At 68.8% G+C, this 12,373-nt stretch carries 13 protein-coding genes; 2 read left to right on the top strand and 11 right to left on the bottom strand.

What is annotated here, in order from left to right; genetic code table 11:
- Window positions 1-13: 13 nt before the first annotated feature.
- A complete protein-coding gene (locus IEY68_RS09365; protein ID WP_062998414.1) occupies window positions 14-775 on the bottom strand; it encodes a sporulation protein in 762 nt (253 codons plus the stop codon).
- Between the two features lie 168 nt (window positions 776-943).
- On the opposite strand from IEY68_RS09365, the gene IEY68_RS09360 reads away from it, so the two are divergent.
- Together IEY68_RS09360 and IEY68_RS09355 are read left to right on the top strand one after the other, a co-directional pair.
- Window positions 944-2,257, top strand: a complete 1,314-nt coding sequence (locus tag IEY68_RS09360; protein ID WP_062998412.1) for a hypothetical protein — start codon at window positions 944-946, stop codon at window positions 2,255-2,257.
- A complete protein-coding gene (locus IEY68_RS09355; RefSeq protein WP_062998410.1) occupies window positions 2,254-3,138 on the top strand; it encodes a DMT family transporter in 885 nt (294 codons plus the stop codon). Before IEY68_RS09360 ends, IEY68_RS09355 begins: the two co-directional genes overlap by 4 nt.
- Here the strand turns inward: IEY68_RS09355 and IEY68_RS09350 are convergent.
- The 10 genes from IEY68_RS09350 to IEY68_RS09305 form a co-directional block, all read right to left on the bottom strand.
- The gene (locus IEY68_RS09350; RefSeq protein ID WP_189094185.1) at window positions 3,047-3,772 is read right to left on the bottom strand and encodes a phosphoribosylanthranilate isomerase; all 726 of its coding nucleotides are present in this window, start codon (window positions 3,770-3,772) and stop codon (window positions 3,047-3,049) included. The genes IEY68_RS09355 and IEY68_RS09350 overlap by 92 nt on opposite strands.
- Window positions 3,773-3,795: 23 nt before the next feature.
- Window positions 3,796-4,521 carry a lysophospholipid acyltransferase family protein gene (locus tag IEY68_RS09345; protein ID WP_062998408.1) on the bottom strand — a complete coding sequence of 242 codons (726 nt, stop codon included), beginning with the start codon at window positions 4,519-4,521 and terminating at the stop codon, window positions 3,796-3,798.
- Between the two features lie 209 nt (window positions 4,522-4,730).
- On the bottom strand, window positions 4,731-5,705 hold the full coding sequence (locus IEY68_RS09340) for an ROK family protein (protein WP_062998406.1): 975 nt from the start codon (window positions 5,703-5,705) through the stop codon (window positions 4,731-4,733).
- Window positions 5,702-6,208 (bottom strand): hypothetical protein, encoded by a 507-nt coding sequence (locus tag IEY68_RS09335; RefSeq protein ID WP_189094184.1) that lies wholly within the window; start codon window positions 6,206-6,208, stop codon window positions 5,702-5,704. Before IEY68_RS09335 ends, IEY68_RS09340 begins: the two co-directional genes overlap by 4 nt.
- Complete coding sequence (locus tag IEY68_RS09330) at window positions 6,205-7,503, bottom strand: ArsA family ATPase (protein ID WP_189094183.1); 1,299 nt, start codon at window positions 7,501-7,503, stop codon at window positions 6,205-6,207. The genes IEY68_RS09335 and IEY68_RS09330 overlap by 4 nt, the downstream gene beginning before the upstream one ends.
- 80 nt (window positions 7,504-7,583) lie before the next feature.
- The gene (locus IEY68_RS09325) at window positions 7,584-8,021 is read right to left on the bottom strand and encodes an SRPBCC family protein (protein ID WP_062998404.1); all 438 of its coding nucleotides are present in this window, start codon (window positions 8,019-8,021) and stop codon (window positions 7,584-7,586) included.
- Window positions 8,022-8,063: 42 nt separating this feature from the next.
- On the bottom strand, window positions 8,064-8,444 hold the full coding sequence (locus IEY68_RS09320) for a hypothetical protein (RefSeq protein WP_062998402.1): 381 nt from the start codon (window positions 8,442-8,444) through the stop codon (window positions 8,064-8,066).
- A 600-nt stretch (window positions 8,445-9,044) separates the two neighbouring features.
- Entirely contained in the window at window positions 9,045-10,172 is a 1,128-nt protein-coding gene (locus tag IEY68_RS09315) for a glycosyltransferase family 4 protein (RefSeq protein WP_062998383.1), read from the bottom strand.
- Window positions 10,173-10,217: 45 nt separating this feature from the next.
- A complete protein-coding gene (locus tag IEY68_RS09310; RefSeq protein WP_373292961.1) occupies window positions 10,218-11,318 on the bottom strand; it encodes an NlpC/P60 family protein in 1,101 nt (366 codons plus the stop codon).
- 166 nt (window positions 11,319-11,484) lie between these two features.
- Window positions 11,485-12,060 carry a C40 family peptidase gene (locus IEY68_RS09305; RefSeq protein WP_062998381.1) on the bottom strand — a complete coding sequence of 192 codons (576 nt, stop codon included), beginning with the start codon at window positions 12,058-12,060 and terminating at the stop codon, window positions 11,485-11,487.
- Between the last annotated feature and the right edge of the window lie 313 nt (window positions 12,061-12,373).

The following is a 12,373-nucleotide window of genomic DNA, read 5'->3' as shown; positions in this document are numbered from 1 at the left end:
GGATGCGGCGGACTCAGGACATCGAATGAAGGCGTTCACCGATCACCGCGACCCAGTCCACCTGCTCGAAAGTGGCGAAATCGACCCGGATCGCGTCCATCACATCGCGGCCGGGCGCGAACAGCAGGGCGCGCTTATCTACCTCGATCACTACGTACATGCCGTGCGGATCGGCCAGGAAGGTCACCTCGAGCTGATTCAGCGTCGGAAAGCGCGGGGACGGCCCGAACTCGATCTCTTGGAAGAACGGCAGAGAATGCGGGATCCGGTCCACCCGGCCCACCTCCACATCGGCGTGCCGTAACTCGAATCCCCAGGTCTCCACCGCCGCCAGCAGGACATGCTGCGGCGGTAGCGCACCGACGCCGATGGGATCGGTATCGGTGGCGTCGAATCCACCGTCCACGTCCACCCGGGTACGCACGGCGACGGCCGTCCCGTGCAGGTGCCGTCCGTTGTAGAAGGTGATCGGGGTCTCCCAGGGGGTCACGAGTTCGAACTGCCCTTCCAGCGGATAACCGGGCAGCAGTTCGAACGGGCCGAAGACCGGTTGGCGGGCGAACGCCATATCCACCAGGCTCTCGCCGTCGTCGTGCTCGCGTTCGGCCCGGGTGATCAACTCCGCCGCCACGCCCTTCACCCGGACCGGGCGGTCGTGACAGCGCATCCGGATGATCCCGCGCACCGGTTGCCCGGGCTGCGCCCCGGGCGTGAACAATTCGGTCTCCACCTCGGCGGTATGCGCACCCAGTGCGCCCAGCAATGTCTTGAACATCCGATTTTCTCCCTCCGGCCCCGCCGGCGCGTTCTCCCGCCGCACCGGGGTTCACCGGATCAACAGCGTAGACGTAAACGCCCTACCGCGCCGTGTCCGCCCGGTAGGGTGGTCGAAGTCCTTGAGCGCCTGTGGAATACGGGTTCCGGGGATGGGAGGGAGGTCGGTGTGTCCAATATCGATCAACGGATCGGGTGGGCGGTGGATTGGTTGCACCGCAGCCAACTCGGTGATCGTCACGGCGGAGCCGGTTGGGGATGGGTCTCCGATGTTCCGCCGAATCCCCAGAACACCGCCGAGGCCGTGGTCGCGCTCACCGCCGCCGGCCGCCCGGTTCCCCGGGCCGATGAGGTGCGGGCGCTGGTCCGGCGCGATGTCGTGGACACCGAGAGCGGGGCATGGGAGTTCCGGTCACCGATCGATCTTTCCTGGCGATTGCGGGCGCTGAGCTGTCTGGACGTCGAGCCCACCGACCCCGCGGTGATGGGTTGCCTGCGCGAGTTGCACGCCAAACGAGACCCGGAGACCCGTGGCTGGCGGCTCTCGGGTCCAGTGGGCCCGGTATCGCTGACTGCCACGACGGCCGCGCTGCACGCGCTGGCGGACCTGGCCGCCGCCGACGAAGTAGCCGCCCGGGCACTGCTGCACGGCACCTCGCTCGTGGTTTCACTGCTACTGGACGACGATCCGCGGATCCAGCCGATGTACGCCTGCGCGCATGCCGCGCTGCTGCTGTCCCGGCCGGAAGTCGCCGTGGTGGGCGGAAAACGGGTCGATCGGGTCCGGGCCACTACCGTGGAACGGATGCTGGACGGCCTGCGGCGGGGCGAGGCACGTGTGGAGGAGGAGCCGTTCCGGCGCGGCGCGATGGCCGATACGTGGCGGCATCTGAGCCTGCATCTCGCGGTCTGCGCGGTGGTCACCGCCGACGAGCGCACGGTATTCGATCCCGGAGTGCGGCACGGTCTGGTCGAACTGCTGGAACTGCAGGAGACGCAGGAGCTGTCGGCAGCGCGCGGCGGGTTCCGTACCTCCACCGAAGGTTTTGTGACCTCCTACGCGACGGTGCAGGGACTCGAAGCCATGACCGCGGTGCGCCGAATGGTGAACGAACGGGTCAATCCCGCCACCGTTTTCGACATGATCTGCCGGGAGCAGGGCGTCCATCCCAGGGACGCGCAGAAGGTGGTCGGTTATCAAGGGACCGTCGTGCTGATGAACAGCCACGCGGGCGCGATGAGTCTCGCCGCCGCGCTACCCGCGGGGCTCACCATCGCGCTACTGGCCGTGCTGTTCGCCGACGACCTCGGTGTCGTGATCAGCCGGTCACTGGTCGTATGGGGCACGTTCTTCGTGGCTCTGGGCACCTACACCGGGATCGCGACGCGGTTGCCTTCGGTCCCCAAGGCCCGGACCGCGGCGGCGGTGTTCGCGGCGTTCACCGCGGTCATCCTGCCTGTCGTGACCTTCTTGCTGTCGTGAAGGGCACCGGCCGCGGTCTGGCGCTGCTGATCCTGGCGACCAGCCTGTGGGGAGCTTCCAGCGCGGGCATCGCCGGAGTCGGCGCCCGGGGCTTCGCCGCCGCGCCGGTCGCCGCCGGTGGCGCGGTGGCGTTACTGGCGTTCGCGGTAGTGCGCGGGACCGACCCGTGGCGGGACTTCCGGCGCTCGCCCGGGCTGTTCCTGCGGCTCGGTGTCCTCGAGGTGCTGAATCTGGTGTGCTATGTCGCCGCGCTGCACATCGGGCCGCTACCGGTGGTGGTGGCCCTGCATCTCACCGCGCCGGTGCTGATGATCATCACCCAGATCGTCCGGGGCCGGCGCGCGGTCACTGTCGCTGTTACAGCGGAACTGATGGCAGTCGGGGTGGCGATCTGGCTGGTGGCCGCGCATCAGCCCGCCGATACCGCACTCGGGCCGGCTCTGGCCGGCTGCGCGCTCGCCGTCGCCAGCGCCGCCTGTGTGGCCGGATTGATCACTCTGGTGGTGCGTGAATCGGCGGGTCGTCCCAGCGGCTCCGCGGCCGGATTGCAGTTGCTCACGGCATCAGTGCTGGGCGCCCCGCTGCTCGGTTTCGCGCTGCTCACCGGAGCCGGGCCGAGCACCGGGCAGACAGCTGCCCTCGTGGCGATCGGGGCGCTGCTGCTGGGCCCGGGATTCGCCTGCTACTGGCTGGCGCTACGTGACCTCGACGAGGTGCTCGCGGGACTGGTAGGCCTCAACGAGGCGGTGGTGGCCACGGTGACCGGGGCGATGGTCGTCGGATCCGATATCACCGCCGCGACCCTGCTCGCTGGAGCTCTGGTACTCGGCGCGGTGGGACTGGAACTGGGCGGCCCCGATCGCTTTCGTGCGCCGTCTTGACGAACGCCTGGCACGCCGTGAAATCTTTATCGCCGGTTTCGGTTTCGACCCCGCTGTTCACATCCACCCCGAACGGATGGACGGCGTCGATCGCGTGCTCCACATTGTCGGCGGTCAATCCGCCGGCCAGGATCACCGGCCGCCCGATCCGGGCGAGCTCGTGCACGATACGGGCGCTGACCGACCAGTCGTGGGTACGGCCGGTACCGCCCAGCCGGTCGGTGGTACGGGAATCGAGCAATACCGCGTCACAGTCCGCCGCGATCTCTCGGGCGCGGGCCAGCGCGTCGGCTCCGGTCACGTGGACCGCGCGCACGATCGTGCGGCCGTGCGCCGCGCTGTGAACGGTCCGCAGCGTCGCGCGGTCGACCAGGCCGTGGACCTGGATGGTGTCGACACCGACCCGGGCGGCCAGGTCGAGGATGGCGCCGGCCTCTTCGAGATGGGTCACCAGCACCCTGTTCACGAACGACGGAGTGGCCGCGGACAATTCCGCGGCCGACTCGGGCGTCAATACGTCTTCGCTGTAATGGGTTGTCCCGCAGATGAATCCGACGGCGTCCGCACCGGCGGTCACCACCGTCTCCAGGTCCGAACGGGACCGGATACCGCAGATCTTGGCGCGAACCGTCATTCTGACCATGGTACGCGTCCGGCTCAGCTCGCGGCGGACTCCGGAATGCGTGGCAGATGGGAGGAGGGACCGGTGGGGACGTCCTTCTTCAGGCTGGCGGCGTAGACATCGACGTACTCCTGACCCGACATCCGCATCAGCTCGTACATGACCTCGTCGGTGACTGCGCGCTCGACGAAACGGTTACCGCCCATTCCCTCGTAGCGGGAGAAATCGATCGGCTTCCCGAACTTCACCGTGACCTTGCGCCGCCGCCACTGGAACGGTCCGGGCGGGCTCACCTCGTCGGTGCCGATCACCGCGACCGGGATCACCGGAACCCCGGTTTCCAGCGCCAGCCGGGCCATCCCCGTCTTGCCCTTGTACAGCCGGCCGTCGGGGGAGCGGGTGCCCTCCGGGTAGAGGCCCACCAGACGGCCCTCGTCCAGCAGTTTGCCCGCCGCGATGAGCGCGTCCTCGGCCGCGTCGGCGCCGCTGCGGTCGATCGGGTACTGACCCGAGGCACTGAAGAAGAACTTCTGGAACCGCCCCTTGAGGCCCGGGGTGTTGAAGTACTCGGCCTTCGCCAGATAGTTGATCCGGCGCGGACTCGACAGCGGTGCGAAAAGCCAGTCCGCGAACGAGAGGTGGTTCCCCGCCATGATGGCCGGACCATCGGCCGGAATGTTTTCCGCTCCCTCCACCTCGGGCCGGTTGTACAGGTGGATGAACGGACCCAGCAGCACAAACTTAAGCAGCCAGTAGAACATGACGTCCTTACTCCGGGAACCGGGATGGAATTCGGGGAATGCCTCTGCCAGCCGACTCTACCGCCGGTCACAGATCACATCCAAGCCCCGCGAATAATCTCACTCACACCATCGACCCGGCACTTCACCAGTGCATTTCGGTGACGTGAACGTGACGCGACGGATTTCCGGGCAGTTCGGATGACCCGCACCGGTGTCCGGGCGCCTGGTCAATGCCCGGCGATGAGCGCCGAGCGGGCGAGTTCGGCGGCGCCGATCATCCCCGCTGCCTCGCCGAGCTGGGTGGTCCGGATACGTGCCAGCGGGCGGTGCCCGTGCCCGGTGACCGCTGCCGCGTATTCCTCGCGGGCTTCGTCGAGGAACAGCGGCGCCGAACTGCTCACGCCGCCGGCGATGACCACCAGGTCGGGGTCGAAGATATCGCCGACGAAGGCCAGCCCCAGGCCCAGCCAGCGCGCGAAATCGGCCATGACGCGGGCGGCGAGCGGGTCGTCGTCGTGGGCGGCGTCGGCGACCCGGCGCCCGGTGAGCGCGCCCGGGTCGGCGACGATCTCGCGGGCCAGCGGCGAGGTCGCTGATTCGGTGGCCAGCAGTTCGATCGCGGTCTCGGCCAGGGCCGTCCCGCTGCAGTAGCGCTCCCAACAGCCTCTTTTCCCGCAGCCGCAGTCGCGCCCCTGCGGGACCACCTGTAGATGCCCGAGTTCGGGGGCGATCCCGTGGGTGCCCCGGTACAGCTCACCGTCGAGCAGCAGGGCGGCGCCGATCCCGGTACCGATCGCGATCAGCACCACATTGTGGCCCCCGGCGGCGGCGCCGAACCGGTACTCGGCCCACATCGCGGCATTGGCATCGTGTTCGAGCAGAACCGGTAGTCCGAGGCGTTCGCTGAGGCGTTTCGCGACGGGCGCGTCACGCCAGGGTAGGTGCGGGGCGAACCGCACGGTGGTGCGGTCCCGGGAGATGAAACCGGCGGCGGCCAGCCCGACAGCGTCGAGCGTATGCCGGTCGGCGAGTTCACGGACCGCGCGGTCGAGCGCGGACTCCAGTGCCACCGCCGAATGCGGTGTCGGGTACTGGACCGTATCGAGGACCTCGCCGGTGCCGTCGACCACCGAGGCTCGAATATTGGTGCCCCCGATGTCGATACCGACGGTCAACGGGGTCCCGGCGCCGGGGGTGGTCATTGTTTGATGTTCACAGGTATGCCGACATAGCGGGATCGGCTGGTCGGCGCGCCCCGTTCACCGGGAGAATTCCCGCCGGCACCGGTCTCCGCGGCATCCGTTGCGTCACTGCCGGAGTCGCCGAGCCGGACGGAGTCGTCCGGGTCCTCGTCGCCACCGGTGGTGTCCGGGCGGGGATGTCCGGGCGCGGTGCCGGTTTCCGGGCTGTGCCGGTGTGCGACGACCGGTTCCACCGGGGCACCGGCCAGGGCCTCGCGCAGTACGGTGACGATCGCGGTACCGTGCGCAGCCACGGTGGCCAGCACCTCGTGGTGCTCACCGCGGACCAGCGCGGCCGCCGCGCACAGCGGGCACCAGGTGCAGTTGTTCCACTCCGGCTGCCCGTCCGCCGCGGCATCGCGCAGCACCGGCTCGACACGTTCCAGGACGGCCTCGGCGAGCAATCGCAGTTCGTCGGCGAATTCGGCGACGCCCTCGGGCTGGCGGTAACGGGTTCCGGTCACTTCGGCCACTCCTGCGGGTCGGGGCGGAAACGGATCACGAGATATCCGTCGTCCAGCTCGGCGGTGCTGACGGTGCAGCGGCGTAGGACGGGCGCCAGGCGCAGCCGGCGGCGGATACCGTCCGCTCCCACGATCAAATCGTCCTCCACTCGTCCCAGGCGTAGCGTCGCCGGATCGGCGACCGGCAGATGGATACGCATCGCGTACACCGACTGCAGCCCCACGCCCGATTCCAACCGCACCGCGGGCGCGACGGTCGCGGTATCGGTGCCTGCTCCCGGGATCGGGGCCGAATCCGGATCGTCGCGCACGGCGCCGCCGGTGTCGAGCCGAACGGCGTCGTATCCGCTCCCGAATTCGGCGCTGTGCTCCGCGACGACGCACGACAGTGCGGCCAGCGGGCCGATACCCACCGGTTCGGCACCGGTATGTCCCGCGACGAGTACCGGGATCTCCGGCATGGATCGCCGCAGTCCGGCGATAACGTCCTGCTGTTCGGCGCAGCGGTTCAGATACCAGCGCACCGCCGGATGCTGCGGTTCCGGACCCGGCGGCGGCATCGGCGCCAGCACCTTGTTCACCACCACCGCGTCCAGCCGCAACCCGAGCAGCGCCGTCGCCGAACGCACGCGGGCGGATTCGGCCACGGCGACCCGTTCGGCCAGGGTGATGAGCCGGGCACCGGTGCGGTCGCGGTCGGCGAGCAGATCCCGGACCTCGGTCACCGCGGTGACGATCCGCTGCACGGTCGCCGCCAGGACAGCCCGGCGGATATCGGTGCCGATCGAGCTCATCATCCGCTGATGCGGCGGCCAGATCCGGTCCAGATATCCGAGCACTGTCTCCGGCATGGTGACGATGCGCAGCATATCCGCGGTCGGTGGGCAGTCCAGGACGATCGCGTCCCATTCGTCATCGGCCGCGTACTGGGCGATCTCGACCAGCATGAGCAGCTCCTGAACTCCCGGCAGGCCGGTGAGTTCGGCCGGGTCGAGGGCCCCCAGATCGACACCGTGCTCATGTCCCGGATCACTGCGCAGCAGTTCGGTGAGCGTGCCGAAACGGTCCTCGAGCAGCGCCAGCGAATCGAGCTCGATCACCTCGAGACCGGGGACGATCCGGGTGATCCCGGGGACGGTGCCCACGTCGTGCGTGAACCGGAAACCCAGCGCGTCGCCCAGCGAATGCGCCTGATCCAGCGACGCCACCAGAATCCGCTGACCCTCCCGCGCGCAACTCATGGCCCGCGCGCACGCCAGCGTCGTCTTCCCGACACCGCCCTTGCCGACGAACAATTCGACCCGCGTGCGCGAGCGGGCGCCGCGGGCGGGCCTGCTACCGCCGCGGGTATCGTCGCCGGAGCGCTGCGGCCCGGTCAGCCTTCGACCCGTTTCTTCAGTTCCTTGAGCGCGGTATCGGTGATCACCTTCTCCGCCTTGCGTTTGAACATCCCGATCATCGGAATCGTCAGGTCCACGGTCAGTTCGTAACGCACCTCGGTGCCGCCGCCGGGCTGTTCGACGAGTTCGTAACGACCCTCCTGGGCCTTCTGCAGTTCACCGCTCTCGAGGGTCCAGCTCACGGCCATATCGTCGGGCTGCCATGTGTAGGACAGCACGTAGGTGTCCTTGACGACGCCCGCGTCCAGCACGAACCGCGCGGTCCGGGCCCGGCCGTCGGGGCCGGTCTCGAGCACCTCCACCGATTTGGCCGCCGATACCCATTCCGGGTAGGACGCCAGATCGGCGATAACGGACATCACCTGCCGCGCGGGTGCCGCGATGACGATCGATCTCTGGGTCCGGTCGGCCATAGGGTCTCTGGGGTTCCTTTCGGCAGTGCGGTACGAAATCCGTCAATTGTCGTGTGGCGCGACTCCGGCCGGCCGGTCGTCCTCGAGCCGGTCCTTGATCTCGAACGACATCACCTTGCCCGCCACCCGGCGGGCCCGGTTCGCGGTGGCCAGCTTGCGCGGCGGCAGCGGCTGCGGCGGCTCGGCGTGCAGGAAGTAGTGCAGGATCACACCGTCCAGCGATGGTTCCAGCCACACCTCCATGGTGCCGGTCAACGCCCCCGACACCGACCAGCGAATTCCCTTGTCGCCGCGATCTTCCCGGACATCCAGTTCGAGATCGGGCCACCAGCGCCGCCAGTGCGCCGGGCCGTCCAGCGCAGCCGCGACCGCGGCGCCGGAAGCGGCGAGGAAGGTTTGGTCCGCGATCTGGATACTGCTCACCCGGGTGAGCGTAGTAGATAGCAGTGGCGTTATCCGTCGCCGCCTGCTGTGTTATCTGCGCCGCCTGCGGCGTCGCTGGGGTCGAGGCCCCTCAGTCTCGCCGTTCAGGCCTCGAGACTCGCGCCTTCGGCGCATGCGCTTTCGAGGCCTCAACGGCGAGACGGTCTCAACCCCTTTCAGGTGTCTCGTAAAACTCGACGCAGGTGGGTTGCGCCGGCATTCGACATCTGGGTCGGGCTGTGACCTGTATGCGATTCAGATCGGCTGCGAACCCAGTGTCAGTCCCGAATGGTCCACCTCATTGGCGGGGCCCGCCCTGGTTCTGGAGCGACGTAGCGAAGGAGCGCAGCGATTGAGTGCGTGCGGTCCGCCGTCCATAGATCGGCGACCGTATGGGCACCTGCTGAGTCGTCGGCCTGCCCAGGCGATCGAGGCGCACTTCCGCTCACCACCTTCCGTCTACTCCGGATGGTCCACCTCACTGGCGGGGCCCGCCCCGGTTCTGGAGCGACAGAGCGAAGGAGCGCAGCGACTGAGCGGCGGAGTGAAGAACCGGGGTTAATAGGGCCCCGCCCCGCGACGCCGAAGGCGGCGCCAAAATTACAGCAACAGCTGCCGGAGCCGGGCTCCCAGGGTGTCCCAGCGCCATTGCCGTTCCACGAAGGCCCGTCCCGCCGCGCCCATTTCGGTGGCCGCGTCGCGGTCGGCGAGGATATCGGCGATCGCGTCGGCGACGTGGTCGGCGCGGCGGCCGTCCACCACTCGCCCGGTTTTCCCGTCCAGCACCGTTTCCGGGGCACCGCCGGAGGTTCCGGCGACCACCGGGACGCCCGACGCGGAGGCCTCCAGATAGACGATGCCGAGGCCTTCCACGTCGAGGCCGGCGCCGCGGGTGCGGGCGGGCATGGCGAACACATCGGCGAGGGTGTGGTGGGCGGCGAGTTCGGCCGCGGGCACCCGGCCGGTGAACACCACATCGTCGGCGAGGCCGAGTGCGTCGGCGAAACCGCGCAGGCGGTCTTCGTAGGGGCCGCTGCCGGCGATCACGAGGACGGCGCCGGGGATCCGTTCCTTGATCCGGTGCATGGCGATCAGGAGTACATCCTGTCCTTTGCGGGGGACCAGACGCGACAGGCAGAGCACAGTGGGGCGGTCGCCGAGCCCATAGCGTTTCCGCAGTTCGGCGCGGGCGGCCGGGTCCGGGCGGAAGGTTTCGGTGTCCACGCCGGGCGGCAGGTATTCGAGGGCGGCGTCGGGGCCGAACGCGGCGGCGAACCGGCGGCGCGTGTATTTGCTGACGTAGGTGACCACGTCGGTGTTGTTCCCGATGACCCGCAGCGCCTGCCGCGCGCCCGGCAGCATCGACCAGCCGACCTCGTGGCCGTGGGTGCTGGCCAGGATGCGGTGGGCGCCGGCGCGCCGTAGCGGCGCCGACAGCAGGGCCAGCGGTGCGGCCGCCCCGAACCAGACCGATTCGCACTCCTCGGCGCGTAGCACTTTCCGGGCGCGCCGCAGGACCGCGGGTGTGGGCAGCATCAGCGTGGTGGGGTGGCGGACCACCTGGAAGGGTTGTTTCGCGTCGAATCGAGTATGGCTGTCTCCCCGCCACCGGGGTGCGTAGACGACCAGATCGTCCGGGGGCAGCTGTCCGGCCAGCGCCTGCAGATACGACTGGATACCTCCCGGCCGCGGCGGGAAATCATTGGTAACCAGCAGAGTTCGAGCCATACGATCCACAGTATTGGCGTGCGGTCGGCTGTGTCGCTCCGGGTGTCAGTAGCGCCGGGCGGAGTGATAGGGCGTGGAATCCATGGGTGCGACGGCTACCGGAACCCCGAAGGTCGACGCGTGCAGCATGAGGCCGTTGCCGGCGTAGATACCGACGTGGGAGATGTCGTCGTAGAAGAAAACGACATCGCCGGGTACCAGTTCGTCGCGGCCGACTGGAGTGCCGTAGGCGGCCTGAGCGGAGCTGGTGCGCGGCACTTCCTGGCCGACCTGCGCGAATGCCCATTGCACCAGGCCGGAGCAGTCGAACTGGTCGGGTCCGGTGGCGCCCCAGACGTACGGATCGCCGACACGGGTGAGTCCGGCGGCCAGGGCGCTGGTACCGCTGCCCGGTACCAGATCCCGTAGCAGGCTGTCGCGGTCGAATCCGGGTGGGAAGGGAGAACCGGCCAGCGCGGTCCGGTCGGCGGTCGACAGGGAGCCCCAGATCTCGATGACATGGGCCACGGCGTTCTGTAGATCGGTCTGTTTGCGCTGCACATCGCCGCGGACGGTGTTCGCCTGGTCGGTGGCGGCCCGGGCGGTGTCGGCGGCGGCCCGGGCGGCCGACTGCGCGGCGGTCGCCGCGTCGGTGGCTCGTTTGTACTGTTTCAGCTGGTCGGAGGTTTGGGTGGCGACCACGTCCAGGGTCGACATCTGGTCCAGCAGTTGCTGCGGGGAATCACTGACCAGGACCGAGAACAGCCGGTTGGTGCGGGCGCCCTGATAGGCCGCGATAGCGGTGCGGTCGATCATCGGCCGGTAGCGGGCGACCTCGTCACGGGCGGCGTCGACGGCGGCGCCGGCCGCGGCGACCTTGGCGTCGGCATCACGCTGGACGGCCAGTTTCGCGTCGAGATCGGCCTGGGTGGTGAGTGCCTGCTGATTGAGCTGTTCGGCCTGCCGGGACAGGTCGATCATCTGCTGGACCGCCTCGCCCGCGGAGGTCGGTGCGGGAGCGGGGTCGGCGCCTGCCGGACCGCCGCCGTAGAGGGCTGCCGCGAGGAGGCCGACCGCCAGAGCCGTGCGAGCGGTGTGCAGATCCTGCCTGTGGCCGGGCCCGCGCCGATCTTTCCGACGCCGATGCCGCCGTTGATGTGCTGCCACAGCCTGCCGTGCCCCGCTCTCATATGACGCTCTGTGCGATACGTCCCGTAAAGATCTCGATTAGATTACGGAATCGGCCCGCGGGGTGTCCAGCACGACACGAAACGGTCACGCCCACCGGCGATTCCGTGCCGAGCGGTCGTACCGGGCGCCCCGCGGAGAGCGGTCAGTAGCGTCGAGCGCCGGCGAACGGCATGGAGGAGATGGGCGCGACAGCCACCGGTGAGCCGGCGGTCGAGGCGTGCACGACATTGCCGTCGCCCGCGTACAGGCCGGAATGCCCGCCGCCGTAGAACGACACCACATCGCCGGGCTGCAGGTCGCCGATCGCGATGGGTGCGCCCGAGGCGAGCTGCGCATCGCTGGTGCGCGGTAGTTCGCGCCCGGCCTGTCTATAGGACCACTGCACCAGACCGGAGCAGTCGAAGGAGTTCGGGCCGGCCGCGCCGTAGACGTACGGGGCGCCGACCTTCGAGAGCGCGGCATCGAGCGCCAGATCGCCGACGGTCTTGACGGGGGTGACGAACGGCGGCGCCGCGGGGGAGCTGGGCGCCTGGATGCCGGGGATGCCCGCCGGGATCGGGATCTCGTTGGGTACCTCGATCGTGCCGATGCCGTCGATGGTGACCGGCTGGGCCTCGGCCGGGGCGGCGGTGAGCAGGATTGCGCCCAGGGTGGCAGCGCCGACTGCTCCGGTGACGGCTGCGCGCCGTGCCTGTCGCTTGACGGTGTTGAACGCCATGATGCGGTCCTTCCGATCTCCCCGCCCGATCGCACCGCCGATGGCACGCCGAACTCCGCGAGGTCTCGAAAAGATTACGAACAGATCACGGGTGTTTGTAAAGCCCCAGGCTCTGATAAACGTGCGTCCCACAGCTTTCGCCTGGCAAATTGTGCGAGGGATATCACAGGCCGGAGCTGGATTGCGCCGAGGTTACGTACGGATGAGACAGGGATTCGCGGGAGTATCGATCCGTGCTCGCCCCGAGTGCGGATTCAACGATTTTCCGCAGTTCGAGCGGGCGAATGTCGCCTCATGGGCGCTGGCTCAGCTG

The sequence above is a fragment of the Nocardia jinanensis genome, assembly GCF_014645735.1.
GTDB classification, from domain to species: domain Bacteria; phylum Actinomycetota; class Actinomycetes; order Mycobacteriales; family Mycobacteriaceae; genus Nocardia; species Nocardia jinanensis.
The sequence above is the reverse complement of the archived record's forward strand: the minus strand, read 5'-3'. Positions and strand labels throughout refer to the sequence as shown.

Bases quoted from the DNA above. Each gene is read 5' to 3' on its own strand.
- IEY68_RS09365 (WP_062998414.1), bottom strand. From the start codon at position 775: ATGTTCAAGACATTGCTGGGCGCACTGGGTGCGCATACCGCCGAGGTG.
- IEY68_RS09345 (WP_062998408.1), bottom strand. From the start codon at position 4,521: ATGTTCTACTGGCTGCTTAAGTTTGTGCTGCTGGGTCCGTTCATCCAC.
- IEY68_RS09325 (WP_062998404.1), bottom strand. From the start codon at position 8,021: ATGGCCGACCGGACCCAGAGATCGATCGTCATCGCGGCACCCGCGCGG.
- IEY68_RS09350 (WP_189094185.1), bottom strand. From the start codon at position 3,772: ATGACGGTTCGCGCCAAGATCTGCGGTATCCGGTCCCGTTCGGACCTG.
- IEY68_RS09315 (WP_062998383.1), bottom strand. From the start codon at position 10,172: ATGGCTCGAACTCTGCTGGTTACCAATGATTTCCCGCCGCGGCCGGGA.
- IEY68_RS09305 (WP_062998381.1), bottom strand. From the start codon at position 12,060: ATGGCGTTCAACACCGTCAAGCGACAGGCACGGCGCGCAGCCGTCACC.
- IEY68_RS09340 (WP_062998406.1), bottom strand. From the start codon at position 5,705: ATGACCACCCCCGGCGCCGGGACCCCGTTGACCGTCGGTATCGACATC.